We start from the raw sequence: 16,269 nt of genomic DNA on the forward strand, positions 1-16,269 counted from the left end.
ATGAACTTTCGCAACATCTCGGCCTGGGCGATCCGCAACCCGGTGCCGCCGATCGTGCTGTTCATCGCGCTGACCCTGGCGGGCATCGTCAGTTTCATGCGGATGGACGTGAACAACGATCCGGACATCGATTTCCCGATCGCGATCGTCGTCATCAACCAGCCGGGTGCCGCGCCGACCGAGCTCGAGACGCAGGTCACGCAGCGCGTCGAGGCCGCGGTGCGCTCGCTCCAGGGCATCGACGAGATCACCTCGACCGTCACCGAGGGCCAGTCGCAGACCGTCGTTCAGCTCAGCATCGGCACGCCGATCGACCGCGCCGTCACCGACGTCCGCGACGCTATCGCACAGATCCGCAGCGACCTGCCCGAGGGTATCCTCGAGCCGCAGGTGTTCCGCGCGAACACCACCGACAACGATCTCGCCAGCTATTCCGTGATCGCCAAGGACATGACGGTCGAACAGCTGAGCTGGTACATCGACAACAACGTCGCGAAGGAATTGCTGTCGGTCCCCGGCATGGCCGCGGTCAACCGCAACGGCGGCGTCAGTCGCGAAATCCGCATCATCCTCGATCCGCTCAAGCTGCAAAGCCAAGGGCTCACCGCAAGCCAGGTCAACGCCCAGCTCCGTCAGGTCAACTTGAATGCGGCGGGTGGTCGCGCCGAGATCGCCGGGTCCGAACAGTCGGTCCGCGTGCTCGGCAACGCGAAGGACGCGGTCGCACTCGCCCAGACCCAGATCAGTGTCGGTAACGGCCGTACCGTGCGATTGGCCGACATCGCACAGGTTCGCGATCTCTACGCCGAACAGCGCAGCCGTGCCGCGATCGACGGCCGCCAGACGATCAGCTTCGACTTCCAGCGCTCCAAGGGATCGTCCGACGTCACCGTCTTTAACGAGGCGGTGAAGAAGCTCGCGGCGATGGAAAAACGCAATCCGAACGTGCATTTCGTGCTGCGCTCGAACAGCGTCAAATACACCGAGATGCAGTATGAGAGCGCGATCCACGCGATGATCGAGGGCGCAGTGCTCGCGGTGATCGTGGTGTTCCTGTTCCTTCGCGACTGGCGCGCGACAGTGATCTCGTCGCTCGCGATTCCGCTGTCGGCGATCCCGGCCTTCTGGTTCATGGACCTGCTCGGCTTCAACCTGAACCAGATGACGTTGCTTGCGCTCAGTCTCGTCGCGGGCGTGCTGGTCGACGACGCGATTGTCGAGATCGAGAACATCGTCCGGCACATGCGGATGGGCAAGTCCGCCTATCAGGCCTCGATCGACGCCGCCGACGAGATCGGTCTCGCCGTGCTGGCCACGACGATGGCGATCGTCGCCGTGTTCCTGCCGGTCGGCCTGATGCCGGGTATCTCGGGGCAGTTCTTCAAGAATTTCGGCCTGACGGTGGTCGCCTCGGTACTTATGAGCCTCGCGGTCGCGCGTCTCGTCACGCCGATGCTCGCCGCGTATTTCCTCAAGTCCGCCGGCCCCGCTGTGCACGGCGAGGGCGTCCTGATGGACGGCTATATGGCAACGCTGAAGTGGACGCTGGAGACCGGCAAGGCGAAGGCCTCGGCCGCCCGTGGCGGCTTCCACCGCTTGACCAGCCGTTTCCGCGATCACCGGTTCTGGGTGCTCGGGCTCGGCCTGTTCGCGTTCCTGATGACGATCGTGATGTTCGCGGTCCTGCCGATGACGTTCCAGCCTGCGCAGGACAACGACACCTCGATGGCGGTCATCGACATGGTGCCGGGCACGACGCTGGCGCAGACCGAAGCGGTGGTGACCAAGGTCGCGGCGCTGATCGGATCGCAGCCCGACGTCCAGTCCATCTACGCGCGCAGCGGTGCCAACGGTTCGGTCAATGCCGGCCGCGTCACCGCGACGCTGAAAGACGACCGCAAGATGAAGAGCACGGAGTTCGAGCGCAGCCTCGCACCCCAGCTCGCGGCGATCCCCGACGCACGCGTCTCGTTCCGATCTCAGAATGGCTGGGGCGGCAGCACGCGCGACATGAGCGTGACGCTGGGTGGCGACGATCCCAAGCTGCTCGATGCGACCGCGCAGAAGATCGTGACCGAAATGTCGCGCCTGCCGACGCTGGTCGCGCCGCGCGTCGCCGGCAACATGCAGCGCCCGGAAATCGTCATCAAGCCGCGCTTCGATCTTGCCGCCAATCTCGGCGTGACGACGCAGGCGCTGTCGTCGGCGATCCGGATCGCGACGCTCGGCGACATCGACCAGAACTCGGCGCGCTTCTCGCTCTCCGATCGCCAGATCCCGATCCGCGTCGCGCTCGACCAGGGCGCGCGTAGCGAGCTGTCGACGATCCAGAACCTGCCGGTCTCGACCGCCTCGGGTGGTTCGGTGCCGCTCAACCTGGTGGCGGAGATCACGCTCGGCTCCGGTCCGACCAAGATCGACCGCGTCAATCAGCAGCGTCAGCTGACGATCGGCGCCGATCTCGCGCCGGGGATAGTCTCCGGCGTCGCGCAGAAGCAGATCGATGCGCTGCCGACGATGGCGAACCTGCCGACCGGCGTGAACAAACTCGTGCTGGGGCAGTCGAAGTTCCAGGCGGAGATGATCAACAACTTCATCCTGGCGGTGATCGCGGGGACATTCCTGGTGTTCGCGGTGCTGGTGCTGCTGTATCGCCGTGCGCTGCCGCCGTTCGTCAACATGGGGTCGCTGTTGCTGGCGCCGCTGGGCGGGTTGATCGCGTTGTGGGCGACGGGCAATCCGGTATCGATGCCGGTGTTCATCGGCATCCTGATGCTGCTCGGCATCGTCGCGAAGAACTCGATCCTGCTGATCGATTTCGCGCTGGAGGAGATGGGCAAGGGCGTCGACGTCTGGACCGCGGTGGTCGATGCCGGCCACAAGCGCGCGCAGCCGATCGTGATGACCACGGTGGCGATGGTCGCGGGCATGATCCCGACCGCGCTGTCGCTGGGCGGCGACGGATCGTGGCGCGCGCCGATGGGCATCGTCGTGATCGGCGGGCTCGTCCTGTCGACCATCCTGACCCTGTTGATCGTCCCCGCGGCGTTCAGCCTCGCGGTCGGGATCGAGCGGTATATCGGCCCACGCCTCGGCCGCAGCCTGCTCACCTATCGCCCCGGCGACGACGGCAGCGAAGTGATCGGGCTCGCCGGACCGTCGGGCCCACGGCTCGGACCGGCAACCCCCAAGCTCGGCGATGGCGCACAGCCAGCCGAGTGACGCCATCGCGCCCCTCGTGTTGAGCGACGTTGAAGCTCCGCGCGATGGCGTGGCGTCGCGTAATACGGCACGAACGGCGCCTGCACGGGTCGTCGAGTCGAGCATGGGGAGGTCGAGCGTGTGCCGGTCGAGCGTAGGCCGGATATGCCGGAGTCGGTCAAAAGCCGGGCGGTCGAGCATGGGTCGGTTGAGTGCGGGCCGGTCGAGCATGGGCCAGTCGAGCGCGGGCCGGTCAAGAGCATCGTGCGCCGGCCTCACCTCGACGAACGCAGCACGAACGTCACCAGCGCGAGCCGTCTGGTCGAGCACGGGCGAATCAAACACGCGGCGGTTGAGCGTGGGCCGGTCATGCCGGCATCGGTTGGAAGCAGGCTGGCAGTCGAGCGCGGACCGCTCGGGGCCCAGCCAATCACGCGCGGGGGTGGCCAAATTCCACCAGCCGAGCGCACCTGAATCGAGCGCTCGCCGGGCGAAAGCCGGATCGTCGGCGGCGCTCGTGAACTATCCCCGCGCTGGGGGATTGTTTCGGGCATGACAGTTTCAATCCGCACGCGCCCGGCGAGCGAAGCAACGCCGCCCGCCCTCGTCCGCATGCGGATCGTCGCGACCGGCCTGCTCGTGTTCATGGCCGCGACCTTCTTCGTCAGCCGCGCGCTCGTCCCCGTCCACCCCGCCTTCGCGTTCGTCCGTGCGTTCGCCGAGGCGGCGATGGTCGGCGGCCTCGCGGACTGGTTCGCGGTGACCGCGCTGTTCCGCCATCCGCTCGGCCTGCCGATCCCGCACACAGCGATCGTGCCGCGCAACAAGGACCGTATCGGCGACACGCTCGCGCAGTTCCTCCGCGCGAACTTCCTGATCCCCGTCGTCATCGCCCGGCGTACTCGCCGGCTCGACGTGGCGGGTGCGATCGCCCGCTGGCTGACCGATCCGCCCGAGGGGGCAGGGGGGCGCTTTCGCCAGGGCGCGTCGAAGCTGGTCGCGCAGGTGCTGGAGGGTCTCGATCCGGCGCGGCTCGGCGGGATGGTCAAGGCCGGGATCGGCGCCCGCCTGCGCGCGACGGAGGTGTCGCCGATCCTCGGCCAGTTGCTGAAGGCCGCGATCGCCGAGCGCCGCCACGCGCCGCTGCTCGAAAGCGCGATCCGCTGGGCGGCGAAGACGCTGGCGGCGAACGACCACCTCGTCCGCGCGATGGTCCACGACAAGGCCGGCTCGATCCTGCGCTGGACCGGACTCGACACGACCGTCGCGGACAAGCTCATCAGCGGCTTCGACAAGCTGCTCGCGGAGATGGCGGAGGACCCCGAGCATCCGCTGCGCCTGAAGGCGGAGGAGGGGCTCGATCGGCTCGCCTGGGACCTGCAATATGACCGCCGGATGCGCGAGCGCGTCGAGACGATGAAGAACGACCTGCTCGACAACCCGGCGATGCAGCGCTGGCTCGACGGCCTGTGGGAGCAGGCGCGCGGCGCGCTGCTGGCGATCGCGCGCGATCCCGAGCGGGCGATGGCCGGCAAGCTCGGCGACATCCTCCGCCAGCTCGGCGAGACGTTGCAGCACGACCCACGCATGTCGCGGACGATCAACCGGTTCGTGCGGCGTGCGGCGGTCGGCGCGGCGGCGGACTATGGCGACGGCATCGTCAAGCTGGTCTCGGAAACGGTCCGCAGCTGGGACGCCGACACGATCACCCGCCGCCTGGAAAACGCCGTCGGCCGCGACCTGCAATACATCCGCGTGAACGGGACGATCGTCGGCGGCCTGGTTGGGCTGGTGATCCACAGCGTCGATGTGCTGTTGTGATGGGTAGAGCATAGGATCTTTTAGATCGCACGCGGAACGGCAGTTTTACAGGTATCGTCCGGTCGTTTGTGGCTGTGTGGGTTGAGCAAGACCTGGAGGGGTTGGGTTCGAAAACAGATCGAGATGCGATGGCGCTTGCCGACATCGAATGTCTGGGTTGGGAAGGGAAGGCCGACAGGCCGCCTTTGATAGGCGACGGCCCGTAAGAAGCCGTTCGTTCAGTGGTAGCGCCAGGTATCGTCCGCTATCATCTGGCCATGAGTGAATCGGCAGACACGACCGCGCGGCCACCGTGGCAACTCGAGCTGCCCGATCGCGCGTCGATCATGGTCGGTGAGCTGGCGAAACGGGGACACTGGATCGTCGCCACGTTGGCGACCGGCATACCATGGCCGGTAAAGACGCACAAAGTCGTATATCTGGGGCAGGATTTTTGGATCATTCCCCCGACGCAGAATACAAGTCCTGCAGTCGCTATGCGTATGGAGCGCGATGCGACCAGCGATCATCGAACGAAGATGATGCGGTTTCTGAGTGCGCTGTCCTGGGCGCAGGGATACGGGGTCAGGGTCAGCGGTTTCGGCGGCGGGAGTATGCCGTTCCTGTCCTCGGGTAGAGGAACGGGCGGTCACACGCTCACAGCCGACTTTGTTGTGCGCGACCTGCCGGAACCGGATGCGTCTGGTCAGCTCGCACTCGCTCTCATGCGAGAGGCCCGCGGACTTGACCATTCGGCTTATTCGTTTCTGACCTTCTACCGCGTGCTGGAAGCGGCATTGCCCCAGGGTCAGGCGCGAGGCGCCTGGATCACTGATGCGCTCGATAAACTAGAGGGGCAAGCCAAAGAGGCGCTGTCCAAGGTCAGGGCGCGCGGCATTAATGATGTCGGCGTACATATCCAGCGCGCCCGGCGGCAGGCGATTGCGCATGCCGCCAAGCAGCCGATTATGGATCCTGACGACTACAGCGTCGTGCACGAACTTTATGAAGAGCGGCCCCTCATCCAGGGACTGGCCGAACGGGCGATTGAGGAAATCTTTGGCATTCCGACACCGTCGTCGATTTACCGGGCACACCTCTACGAGTTGGCCGGATTTCGCCTCATCATGCCGCCGGACCTCATGACACAAATCATGGAGGGACCATGGGAAGGTATCAGCGGCACAATCGATGTACCGCTGCTCGATATCGAGTTGCGCCGGAGTGAGCCGTTCTCGGCGCTGCGCGGTATGCTCCCCGTTGCCGTCGACATCGCGGAAGCAACGTTGAAGCTGCTCTATCGTTCACCTGACAACCTCATCGACTTCGAGTTTGAGCTGCACTTTGACAATGAACGGCTTGTGTTCGACCTCGACTCTGGACTGACAATTCGGGACGACGGGTCCGCGCACTCCGCGCGCAACATCGCCGACCTACGGCGGTTCCAGCTCGATTATTTAGGCAATGGGGAGCTGCACGTTTATGATACTGACACGAGGGCGCTGCTCTCCCGCGTTGATGCTTTTATACCGGTGAATTGTTGGGGCAATCACGAGTGGTTTGAGTCTGAGATCGCCAAATGGCTCAAAGCCGCGGAGCATCGTGCCAACCTAACCCCGCAAAATTAATTTGCCTTAGATCGACCGTTAAAATCGCACATGAAGCAGCGGCCGATTTCGGACATCGCTAAAGCTGAAGTTACTGCCGCCATTTTGGGCGTAGGTTGAATAGCTGGGATGGGTGGAAAGCGGTCGTTCACGAGATGATCCATACCGAAGTATGATGTCATCCGCGTTACCGATCCGTATCATGCGCATCACTAGCTGCGGATGACAACTACATGGGCTACCTAATTGTGTTCTTCGGGGCTGGAGTGGGAGGGGTCTTTCGGCAAGCTTTAGGATCGACTGTCACGAAAGCGCTCGGGCCAGATTTTCCGTACGGCACGCTGCTAATCAATGTGACTGGATCTGCCATAATGGGTCTCGTAATTGGCGTTTTCGAGGCCCGGAATATTCAAAGTAATGACCTCCGTCTTTTCCCTACTACGGGTATACTGGGAGGTTACACAACATTCTCTACCTTCTCTCTGGACTCGGTGACGCTTCGGGAGCGTGGGCAATACGTCGAGTCACTTGTCTATGTGAGCACGAGTTTGATCCTGTCTCTCTCGGTGCTTGCATTGACGATGATGCTCGTCCGACGGTGGGCCTGAGTGCGTCAAATCAAAGACTTCAGCACTTCAACGATGCGGTCCTATTTTGAGCGATAGTGATTAAATAGGTTTCGGCTGCCGTCACCGATGGCGCAACGGAGCTACCGCTCCCAATCCGGCATTGCCCAGCCCTTCGCCTTCGCCAACAACCGCAATGGACCATGCGCATTCACCGCGAAGGGTTCGTCGGACCATTCGAAGGTTGGGGCATCCGAAACATGGTCGGAATAGAAGCGGACGTGGGCGTGGTCTCGGGCGATGCCTTCGCGGTCCATCCAGGCCTGGATCATCCGTAGTTTGGCCGGGCCATAGCAATTCTCGCCTTCGATGCCGGCGAGCAGGACGCCGTCGCGGTCGCGCAGGCTCTCGGTGCCGATCACCGCGTCGAAGCCCAGTCGCCGCGCGATCGCCTCGACGTAGAACCGGTATGACGCGGTCGCCATGACCAGCCGGTAGCCGGCGGCGCGGTCGGCCTCGATCTGCGCGCGGGCGCTGGTGAAGACGCCGTCGCGCATGACGCGGTCGGCGAAGGCTTCGGCGGCGCGGCGTTCTTCGGCGGGCGTCATGCGCTTGCCGAGCATCATGCGCTGCATCAGGTATTTGAGCCGGCCGCGGCTGATCAGCTTGCCGACATAGCCGAGCGCGGCGACTCCGGCGAACGGGACGAGCGCCAGCCGCCACGGTGCGCCGCCTTTCTTCGCGGTGTGCAGCAGGAACGGCGTCCAGGTCGGCGCGTGCGTGATCGTCTTGTCCATGTCGTAGATCGCGAGACGGACGGACGGGGAGGCGGAAGGCATTTCGATCATCGTCGTCGCTTACGCCGCATTCATCTTGCCGATCCAGTCACTTTGCCGCAAAGGTGCCCCCGATGAGCGCGATGGCCGATTTCCAGCAGGACGGTGCCGATACCGGCACGCTTCGCTTTACCGGCGATCTGTCGCTCGCAAAGATCGGCAATCTGCCCGATCGGCTCGAGGCGATCGACGCGGCTTCGGTGAAGCATGTCGACCTGAGCGGCGTCGACCGGATCGACACGATCGGCGCATGGGTCGTCCACCGGTTCGCGGCGCGCAACGATGCGACGATCGACGGGCTCGACGAGAACGACCAGGCGCTGTTCGACCAGGTCGTCGCCTCCGACCAGCCGATCGCCGCGCGGCCCGCCAAGGTCGGTGCGCTGTCCCGCGTGGTCGGCGAGATCGGCGACGCGGTCGTACTGTCGGGCAAGACGATGCTCGGCCTGCTCGGGTTTCTCGGCGCGACGACGATCGCGTTCGGCAGCGTCATCCGCCACCCGCGCCGCTTCCGGTTCAACGCCGTGGTCCAGCGGTTCGAGGTCGTCGGCGTCGCCGCGCTCGGCATCGTCGGGTTGATGAGCTTCCTGATCGGCATGGTCATCGCGCAACAGGGCGCGGTCCAGTTGCGGCAGTTCGGCGCGGAGGTCTTCACGATCAACCTCGTCGGTCGCCTGACGATCCGCGAACTCGGCCTGCTGATGACCGCGATCATGGTCGCCGGCCGCTCGGGCTCGGCGTTTGCGGCGCAGTTGGGCACGATGAAGCTCACCGAAGAGATCGACGCGATGCGGACGATCGGCGTGTCGCCGATGGAAGCGCTGGTGCTGCCCCGCGTACTCGCGGCGATCGTGATGATGCCGTTGCTCGGTTTCTATGCGTCGATCATCGCGATCATTGGCGGCGGGCTGCTGTGCTGGGTCCAGCTCGGCATTCCGCCGGTGACGTTCATCGCGCGGATCCGCGAAGTCGTGCCGATCACCGATCTCTATATTTCGCTGATCAAGGCACCGGTGTTTGGCGCGATCATCGCGATCGCGGGCTGTTTCCAGGGCATGCAGGTCGAGTCGGACGCCGAGCAGGTCGGCCTGCGCACCACGTCGGCGGTGGTCCAGGGGATCTTCCTGGTGATCGTGCTCGACGCGTTCTTCGCGGTGTTCTTCACCTGGTTGGGTTGGGACTGATGCCCCGCAAGACGGACAACAAGACAGACGATTTCATCATCTCCGTGAAGGGGCTGAAGAACGCGTTCGGCGATTCGGTGGTGCACGAGGGGCTCGACCTCGACGTGCGGCGCGGCGAGATTCTCGGCGTGGTCGGCGGGTCGGGGACCGGCAAGTCGGTGCTGATGCGCTCGATCATCGGCCTGCAGACGCCGGTCGCGGGTGAGATCACGGTGTTCGGCGAGCCCAATATCGGCCGCGAGGAAACCGAGGCGACCGAGATTCGCAAGCGCTGGGGCGTGCTGTTCCAGGGCGGCGCGCTGTTCTCGACGCTGACGGTGGCCGAGAACGTCGAAGTGCCGTTGCGCGAATTCTATCCGGATTTGTCGCCGGCGCTGCTCGCGGAGATCGCCTCGTACAAGGTGGTGATGACGGGCCTGCCCGCCGATGCTGCGAACAAGTTTCCCGCCGAACTGTCGGGCGGCATGAAGAAGCGCGCCGGCTTGGCGCGTGCGCTGGCGCTCGATCCCGAATTGCTGTTCCTCGACGAGCCGACCGCGGGGCTCGATCCGATCGGGGCGGCGGCGTTCGACGGGCTGACGCAATCGTTGCAGAAGACGCTCGGGCTGACGGTGTTCCTGATCACGCACGATCTCGATACGCTGTATGCGATCTGCGACCGGGTCGCGGTGCTGGCCGACAAGAAGGTTATCGCGGTCGGCACGATCGACGAACTGATCGCGCTCGATCATCCGTGGATCGAAGAGTATTTCAAGGGGCCACGCGGCCGTGCCGCGGTCGCGACTCAGGAGGCGCACGAGCGCGCCGACGAGCAAGCAGCCCGACACCCTACCGAAGTCCAGTCCAAGCAGTCCGCGCCGGACGACGCCGACGCGACATACGCCGAGAAAGAAGCAAGGACGCGCTGATGGAAACCCGTTCGAACCACGTCCTAGTCGGCGCCGTCGTGCTGATCCTGCTGGCCCTGCTGGCGCTGTTCACCGTGTGGATCGCGCGGATCGGCGGCAAGGAAGAGAAGGAATACGACATCTTCTTCCGCCAGTCGGTCGATGGGCTCGCGCGCGGCTCTGCCGTCGTGTTCTCAGGCGTGCCGTCGGGTCAGGTGAAGACGATCTCGCTGTGGAAGAACGATCCGCAGTTCGTCCGCGTCCGGATCAGCGTCAACGACGAGACGCCGGTGCTGCAGGGCACGACCGCGTCGATCTCGGGCGTCGGCTTCACGGGCGTCAGCCAGATCTCGCTCGATGGCGCGCGCAAGGGTGCGCCGGCGATCGGCTGCCCCGACACGAAGACGCCGACCGAATGCCCGTACGGCGTGCCGGTGATCCCGACCAAGCTCGGTGGCCTGGGCGCGATCCTGAACTCGGCACCGCAGTTGCTCGAGCGTCTGTCGACTCTGACCGAGCGCCTGACCGGCTTGCTGACCGACCGTAACCAGGCGTCGATCGCGGGTATCCTCGAGAACACCAACCGCCTGACGGATGCACTCGCGGATCGCGGGCCTGAGATCGCCGCGACGCTCGCGCAGACGCGTGTCGCGATCCAGCAGGCCGGCGATGCCGCGCAGCAGTTCGGTGTGCTCGCCAAGACCACCAACGGCGTGCTGTCCGAGGACGTGAAGCCGGCGATGGCGAACCTGAACAAGGCGATTACGTCTGCACAGCAGAGCGCCGAAACGCTCAACGCCGCGATCGGCGATGCACGGCCAGGCTTGCAGGCCTTCTCCAAGACGACGATCCCCGAGGCCAACCGTCTGGTCCGCGACCTCCGCACGACCGCCGCGGCGCTGTCGTCGGTCGCCGAGAAGGTCGACCAGCAGGGTGCAAGTTCGCTGATCGGGCAGCAGAAGCTCCCGGATTACAAGGGTAAGTGAGGCACGCCATGAAGACACCGCTCATCCTGATCGCGATGCTGCCACTCGCCGGGTGCATCAGCTTCGGCGCGAAACCGCCCCCCACGCTGCTGACGCTGACGAGCGCATCGTCGGTGCCGGTCGGCCAGAACCAGGATTCGGCGACCGCGAAGTCGATCACGATCCAGGTTCCGGTCGTGCCGCAGTCGCTCGCGACCGCGCGCGTGCCGGTGCAGGCGACGCCGACCTCGATCGCGTACGTGACGGACGCGCAGTGGGCCGAGCCCCCGGCGCGGCTGTTCGCGCGGCTGGTGTCGGATACGGTTGCGGCGCGCACCGGGCTGGTGGTGCTGTCGACGGCGCAGTCGGTCGGCGATCCTGGTGGGTTGCTCGGTGGCGAGCTGCGGTCGTTCGGCCTAGACGCGACGACGCGCGAGGCGGTCGTGACGTTCGATGCGTCGCTGACCCGCGTCGGCAAGACGACGGTCGAGAAGCATCGCTTCGAAGCACGCGTACCGGTCTCGGCGATCGATGCACCCTCGGCCGCGGCCGGGATCAACCAGGCGGCGAACCAGGTGGCGACGCAGGTGGCGGACTGGATCGGTCGGTGAACGGCCCTTCGTTTTGAACGCGGCGTCGGCCTGAGCGTTGACGCTCTCTGACGAGGAGAGCGACGATGCCACAGGGCGACAAGAGCGCGTACACCGACAAGCAGAAGCGCAAGGCCGCGCATATCGCGGACGGCTATGAAGAGCGCGGCGTTCCCGAGAAGGAAGCCGAGGCTCGGGCCTGGGCTGCGGTGAACAAGGATTCTGGCGGGGGCAACCTGTCCGGCTCGGGCCGTGGCAAGCCCGATACGCATGCGTCTTCGCATGAGGGCGGGAAGCAGGCGGCTGGGCGTAGCGCGGCGGTGAAGTCTGCGGCTGCGAAGAAGGGTTGGGAGACCCGGCGGAAGAAGGCTGGGTAAGGCTGGAGCGCACCCTCGAAGCGATCTGTCATCCTGGCAAAAGTCAGGATCCAGAGTTACTTGCGGTGCGCTTCATGGCTCTGGATCCTGACTTTCGTCAGGATGACGAACGGTGTTTGCGTGCAGTTCTCGGCGGCGCTTCAGCCTGCGAAGGACGTGTCCGCCTCGGTAAGATGCAGTCGGGGCCCGCCGCTCTTCCTCGAAGGGAGAGGGTTTAGAGGGCGAGAATCGCTTCCGCCTCGACCAGATGGAGACGCTCGACCATCTGGCCATCGAGGCGGATAGCACCCTTATCGGCATTCTCCGGTTTCGCGAACGCCGCCACGACGTTGCGGGCCCATGCCAATTCTTCCTCGCTGGGGCCAAAACCGGCGTTGGCCGCATCGATCTGGGACGGGTGGATCAGCGTCTTGCCGTCGAACCCGAGTGTTGCCCCTTGCGTGCATTCGGCGACGAAGCGGGGCGGGTCGTCGAGGGTGTTGCAGACGCCGTCTAGCGCCACGATCCCGGCAGCGCGGGCGGCCATCATCGTTGCCGTGAGAGCAGGGATCAGCGGCATGCGATCGGCCCCGAGCCGGCAACGCATCTCCTTGGCGAGATCGTTGGTGCCGGCGACCAGTGCGGTGAGGCGCGTTTCGGCTGCTGCTGCGGATAGGGCGGGGAGGGCAAGGATTGCGGCGCAGGTCTCGATCATCGCCCAGACCGGCGGGCCGTCTTCGCCTAGTGACACGCGGACCGCGAGCAGGTCGGCGACCGACGAGACCTTGGGGAGGAGTACCGCATCCACGCCGATCGCGCGGATCGCGGCGATGTCGTCGGCATACCAGGGGGTGTCGAGGCCATTGACCCTGACTACCAGTTCTCGCTCGCCGAAGCCGCCTTCGCGGACCGCCTCGACCACGCGGTCACGGGCTGCGGCCTTCTCGTCGGGCGCGACGGCGTCTTCCAGGTCGAGGATGACGACGTCGCAATCGAGCGTCCGCGCCTTGGCGATCGCGCGAGCGTTCGAGGCGGGCATGTAGAGCGCGCTGCGGCGGCGTCTGGTCGTCATGCTAGCGGCCGTTGTGGATCAGGTGACGACGTCGGGCGCGGTGCGGCCGGTGTGCTGCGCGATGCCGGCTATCGACTCCGCGGCGGCGACGATGCTGGCGAGCATCTCGCCGGTGTCGCGGTCGAGGTTGCCGCCGACGGGCTCGTAGCGTTCGAGGTATACGCGCAGCGTCGCGCCGGTGGTGCCGGTGCCCGACAAGCGGAACACGACGCGGCTGCCGCCTTCGAACAGGATGCGGACGCCCTGGTTGCGGCTGATCGAGCCGTCGGTCGGGTCGGTGTAGGCGAACTCGTCCGCGGTCTCGACGGTGAGGTCGCCGAACTGCTGGCCGGGGAGGGTGGCGAGGCTGGCGCGTAGGGCGGCCATCAGCGCGTCGGCGCGTGGGGTCTCGACGCCTTCGTAATCGTGGCGGGCATAGTAGTTACGGCCGAACTTCGCCCAGTGATCGCGGGCGATCGTGTCGACGCTCTCGCCTCGGACGGCGAGGATGTTGAGCCACAGGAGGACCGCCCACAGGCCGTCCTTCTCGCGGACATGGTCGGAGCCGGTACCGGCGCTCTCCTCGCCGCAGATCGTCGCCATGCCGGCGTCGAGCAGATTGCCAAAGAACTTCCAGCCGGTTGGGGTCTCGTAGGCGGGGATGCCGAGCGCTTCAGCGACGCGGTCTGCGGCGGCGCTGGTCGGCATCGAGCGGGCGATGCCCTTGAGGCCGCCTGCGTAGCCGGGCGCGAGGTGTGCGTTGGCGGCCAGCATCGCGAGGCTGTCGGAGGGGGTGACGAAGCGGTGCTTGCCGATGATCAGGTTGCGATCGCCGTCGCCGTCCGACGCCGCGCCGAAATCGGGTGCGTCGGGGGCCATCATCGTCTCGTACAAGGCGTGCGCGTGGACGAGGTTGGGATCGGGGTGGTGGCCGCCGAAATCGGGCAGGGGCTCGCCATTGCGGACGGTGCCGGGCGCGAAGCCAAGGCGCCGTTCTAGGATCTCGGTGGCGTAGGGCCCAGTGACCGCGCTCATCGCGTCGAACGCCATCGTCAGCTTGGCGCTGCGGATCGCGTCGAAGTCGAAGAGCGTTTCCATGAGCGCGGCGTAGTCCTCGACCGGGTCGACGACCTCGACCGGCATATCGCCGACCGTGACTTCGCCGTCGGTGTCGAGGTCGATGTCGTCGGCGTCTACGGTCAGCCAGCGGTCGATCTCGAGCGTGCGCGCGTTGATCGCGTCGGTCACGGACTCAGGGGCGGGGCCGCCATTGGCGATGTTGTACTTGATCCCGAAATCCTCGTCGGGACCGCCGGGGTTGTGGCTTGCCGAGAGGACGAGGCCACCGATGGCGCCACGCTTGCGGATCATGTGGCTGGCGGCGGGGGTGGAGAGAATGCCGCCGCGGCCGACGATGACGCGGCCGAAGCCGTTGGCCGCCGCCATGCGGATCGCGACCTGGATGACCTCGCGGTTGAAGAAGCGGCCGTCGCCGCCGATGACCAGCGTCGCGCCGGCCTTGTCCGCGACGACGTCGAATACGCTTTGGACGAAATTCTCGGCGTAGTTCGGCTGCTGGAAGACCTTCACCTTCTTGCGCAGGCCCGAGGTGCCGGGCTTCTGATCGGTATAAGGCGTGGTCGGTACGGTGCGGATCATGCGGTCCCCGTCAGGCTTGCGTAAAGGTCTGCGTAGCGACGGCCGCTCTCGTCCCACGAGAAGTCCGCGCGCATCGCGTTGCGCTGCAACATGGACCAGCGATCGGGGCGTGCATAGAGGGCCATCGTTCGGCGCAGCGCGTGGCTTAGCGCTTCGGGCGTGACGCCGTCGTGCTGGATGCCGGTGGCGACGCCCGCGGCGATCGCGGCTTCGTTGGCGTCGATCACGGTGTCGGCGAGGCCGCCGGTGCGTGCGACGACCGGAATGCAGCCGTAGGCGAGGCCGTAGAGCTGCGTCAGGCCGCAGGGTTCGAACCGCGACGGGATCAGGATCGCGTCGGCACCGCCTTGCAGCAGGTGCGAGACGGGTTCGTCATAGCCAATGCGGACGCCGATCCGGCCGGGGTGGCGTTCGGCGGCGGCGAGGAAGGCGAGTTCGAGTTCGGTGTCGCCGGAGCCGAGCAGCGCGAGACGGCCGCCGAGCGCGACGAGTTCGTCGAGTGCGCCGGCGAGGACGTCCATGCCCTTCTGCCAGGTGAGGCGGCTGATGACGGTGAAGATCGGGCCGTCGCCGGTGTCGAGGCCGAACAGGGTTTCGATCGTGCGCTTGTTGGTGCGGCGGCGGGCGAGCGTGCGCGCCGTGTAGCGGGCGGGAAGGGACGCATCGGTTTCCGGGTTCCAGACGGCGGGGTCGATGCCATTGACGATCCCGGTGACGCGGCCGGCGCGGTCGTTGATGAGGCCTTCGAGACCCATGCCGAACTCGCCGCGGCGGATCTCGGCGGCGTAGGTCGGGCTGACGGTGGTGATCGCGTCGGCGGCTTCGAGGCCAGCTTTCAGGAAGCCGACGCCGCCGTAATATTCGACGCCATCGAGCGCGAAGGCTTCGTCTGGGAGCGCTAGGTCGGCGAATATGTCGTGGCCGTAGCGGCCCTGGAACGCGATGTTGTGGATCGTGACGACCGTCTTGGCGGGGACGCCGGGGCCTGGGGCGTAGCGGAGGTACGCGGGGGCGATCGCCGCCTGCCAGTCGTGCGCGTGGAGGATGTCGAACGCGTAGCCGGGGACCGCGCCCGAGGCGAGGTCGGCGGCGGCGCGGCTGAACGCGGCGAAGCGGCGCCAGTTGTCGGGCCAGTCCGCGCCGGTCGCGTCGCCGTAGGGGCCGCCGCCTCGGGCGAACAGCGCGGGGGCGTCGAGGACCAGCAGCGCGTGGTCGCCGATCTTCGTCTTGAGGATGCAGGCTTCGGTGCCGAGCAGATCGGTGTAGCGGTGGACGACTTTTGCGCGCTTGGTGACGGCGGCGAGGGCTGGGTAGCCGGGGAGGAAGGTGGTGAGGGCGACGTCATGCGGCGCGAGCGCGGCCGGGAGCGCGCCGACGACGTCTGCGAGACCGCCGGTTTTTATGAGGGGGTAGGCTTCGGAGGCGACGGACAGGACGCGCATTATCTTGGCGCTCCGGTTGGTATGGGGCGGCTGCACCCCTCCCTGGAAGGGAGGGGCCGGGGGTGGGTCGGTGTGGGGCGTGCGAGCCGACTGCCAACGGGCCGACCCACCCCCAACCCCTCCCT

The 16,269-nt window shown here is 66.0% G+C and carries 13 protein-coding genes; 9 read left to right on the forward strand and 4 right to left on the reverse strand.

Features of this window, described 5'->3' with window-relative positions; translation table 11 throughout:
• The 4 genes from C8J42_RS00680 (at nt 1) to crcB (ending at nt 7,216) form a co-directional block, all read left to right on the forward strand.
• On the forward strand, nt 1-3,222 hold the full coding sequence (locus C8J42_RS00680; protein ID WP_133018554.1) for an efflux RND transporter permease subunit: 3,222 nt from the start codon (nt 1-3) through the stop codon (nt 3,220-3,222).
• Nucleotides 3,223-3,753: 531 nt separating this feature from the next.
• Complete coding sequence (locus C8J42_RS00685; protein ID WP_243643970.1) at nt 3,754-5,022, forward strand: DUF445 domain-containing protein; 1,269 nt, start codon at nt 3,754-3,756, stop codon at nt 5,020-5,022.
• Nucleotides 5,023-5,279: 257 nt separating this feature from the next.
• Nucleotides 5,280-6,629 carry a methylamine utilization protein MauJ gene (gene mauJ, locus C8J42_RS00690; RefSeq protein WP_133018555.1) on the forward strand — a complete coding sequence of 450 codons (1,350 nt, stop codon included), beginning with the start codon at nt 5,280-5,282 and terminating at the stop codon, nt 6,627-6,629.
• A 212-nt stretch (nt 6,630-6,841) separates the two neighbouring features.
• Entirely contained in the window at nt 6,842-7,216 is a 375-nt protein-coding gene (gene crcB / locus C8J42_RS00695; protein WP_133018556.1) for a fluoride efflux transporter CrcB, read from the forward strand.
• A 101-nt stretch (nt 7,217-7,317) separates the two neighbouring features.
• On the opposite strand, the gene C8J42_RS00700 is transcribed toward crcB, so the two are convergent.
• Entirely contained in the window at nt 7,318-8,022 is a 705-nt protein-coding gene (locus C8J42_RS00700) for an HAD-IB family hydrolase (RefSeq protein ID WP_243643972.1), read from the reverse strand.
• A gap of 62 nt (nt 8,023-8,084) precedes the next feature.
• On the opposite strand from C8J42_RS00700, the gene C8J42_RS00705 reads away from it, so the two are divergent.
• From C8J42_RS00705 to C8J42_RS00725, 5 genes are all read left to right on the forward strand, one after another.
• Nucleotides 8,085-9,194 carry an ABC transporter permease gene (locus C8J42_RS00705; RefSeq protein WP_056061063.1) on the forward strand — a complete coding sequence of 370 codons (1,110 nt, stop codon included), beginning with the start codon at nt 8,085-8,087 and terminating at the stop codon, nt 9,192-9,194.
• The gene (locus C8J42_RS00710) at nt 9,194-10,102 is read left to right on the forward strand and encodes an ABC transporter ATP-binding protein (protein WP_056484782.1); all 909 of its coding nucleotides are present in this window, start codon (nt 9,194-9,196) and stop codon (nt 10,100-10,102) included. The genes C8J42_RS00705 and C8J42_RS00710 overlap by 1 nt, the downstream gene beginning before the upstream one ends.
• Complete coding sequence (locus C8J42_RS00715) at nt 10,102-11,067, forward strand: MlaD family protein (RefSeq protein WP_056484780.1); 966 nt, start codon at nt 10,102-10,104, stop codon at nt 11,065-11,067. The genes C8J42_RS00710 and C8J42_RS00715 overlap by 1 nt, the downstream gene beginning before the upstream one ends.
• Nucleotides 11,068-11,075: 8 nt before the next feature.
• A complete protein-coding gene (locus C8J42_RS00720; protein ID WP_133018557.1) occupies nt 11,076-11,657 on the forward strand; it encodes an ABC-type transport auxiliary lipoprotein family protein in 582 nt (193 codons plus the stop codon).
• 65 nt (nt 11,658-11,722) lie between these two features.
• Nucleotides 11,723-12,013 carry a plasmid stabilization protein gene (locus tag C8J42_RS00725; RefSeq protein WP_133018558.1) on the forward strand — a complete coding sequence of 97 codons (291 nt, stop codon included), beginning with the start codon at nt 11,723-11,725 and terminating at the stop codon, nt 12,011-12,013.
• Between the two features lie 214 nt (nt 12,014-12,227).
• Here C8J42_RS00725 and C8J42_RS00730 read toward each other — a convergent pair whose 3' ends face one another.
• The 3 genes from C8J42_RS00730 to glgA are packed head-to-tail and all read right to left on the reverse strand — an operon-like array spanning nt 12,228 to nt 16,144.
• Nucleotides 12,228-13,064: a CoA ester lyase gene (locus C8J42_RS00730; protein ID WP_133018559.1), complete on the reverse strand. Its 837-nt coding sequence runs from the start codon at nt 13,062-13,064 to the stop codon at nt 12,228-12,230.
• Nucleotides 13,065-13,082: 18 nt separating this feature from the next.
• Nucleotides 13,083-14,702 carry an alpha-D-glucose phosphate-specific phosphoglucomutase gene (locus tag C8J42_RS00735; protein WP_133018560.1) on the reverse strand — a complete coding sequence of 540 codons (1,620 nt, stop codon included), beginning with the start codon at nt 14,700-14,702 and terminating at the stop codon, nt 13,083-13,085.
• Nucleotides 14,699-16,144: a glycogen synthase GlgA gene (glgA, locus tag C8J42_RS00740; RefSeq protein ID WP_133018561.1), complete on the reverse strand. Its 1,446-nt coding sequence runs from the start codon at nt 16,142-16,144 to the stop codon at nt 14,699-14,701. The genes C8J42_RS00735 and glgA overlap by 4 nt, the downstream gene beginning before the upstream one ends.
• Between the last annotated feature and the right edge of the window lie 125 nt (nt 16,145-16,269).

The sequence above is a fragment of the Sphingomonas sp. PP-CE-1A-559 genome, assembly GCF_004340965.1.
Classification (GTDB): Bacteria; Pseudomonadota; Alphaproteobacteria; order Sphingomonadales; family Sphingomonadaceae; genus Sphingomonas.

What these genes read in the sequence shown, in the direction of transcription:
- C8J42_RS00680 (WP_133018554.1), top strand. Translation starts at nt 1, where the DNA reads ATGAACTTTCGCAACATCTCGGCCTGGGCGATCCGCAACCCGGTGCCG.
- C8J42_RS00685 (WP_243643970.1), top strand. Translation starts at nt 3,754, where the DNA reads ATGACAGTTTCAATCCGCACGCGCCCGGCGAGCGAAGCAACGCCGCCC.
- mauJ (WP_133018555.1), top strand. Translation starts at nt 5,280, where the DNA reads ATGAGTGAATCGGCAGACACGACCGCGCGGCCACCGTGGCAACTCGAG.
- crcB (WP_133018556.1), top strand. Translation starts at nt 6,842, where the DNA reads ATGGGCTACCTAATTGTGTTCTTCGGGGCTGGAGTGGGAGGGGTCTTT.
- C8J42_RS00700 (WP_243643972.1), bottom strand. Translation starts at nt 8,022, where the DNA reads ATGATCGAAATGCCTTCCGCCTCCCCGTCCGTCCGTCTCGCGATCTAC.
- C8J42_RS00705 (WP_056061063.1), top strand. Translation starts at nt 8,085, where the DNA reads ATGAGCGCGATGGCCGATTTCCAGCAGGACGGTGCCGATACCGGCACG.
- C8J42_RS00710 (WP_056484782.1), top strand. Translation starts at nt 9,194, where the DNA reads ATGCCCCGCAAGACGGACAACAAGACAGACGATTTCATCATCTCCGTG.
- C8J42_RS00715 (WP_056484780.1), top strand. Translation starts at nt 10,102, where the DNA reads ATGGAAACCCGTTCGAACCACGTCCTAGTCGGCGCCGTCGTGCTGATC.
- C8J42_RS00720 (WP_133018557.1), top strand. Translation starts at nt 11,076, where the DNA reads ATGAAGACACCGCTCATCCTGATCGCGATGCTGCCACTCGCCGGGTGC.
- C8J42_RS00725 (WP_133018558.1), top strand. Translation starts at nt 11,723, where the DNA reads ATGCCACAGGGCGACAAGAGCGCGTACACCGACAAGCAGAAGCGCAAG.
- C8J42_RS00730 (WP_133018559.1), bottom strand. Translation starts at nt 13,064, where the DNA reads ATGACGACCAGACGCCGCCGCAGCGCGCTCTACATGCCCGCCTCGAAC.
- C8J42_RS00735 (WP_133018560.1), bottom strand. Translation starts at nt 14,702, where the DNA reads ATGATCCGCACCGTACCGACCACGCCTTATACCGATCAGAAGCCCGGC.
- glgA (WP_133018561.1), bottom strand. Translation starts at nt 16,144, where the DNA reads ATGCGCGTCCTGTCCGTCGCCTCCGAAGCCTACCCCCTCATAAAAACC.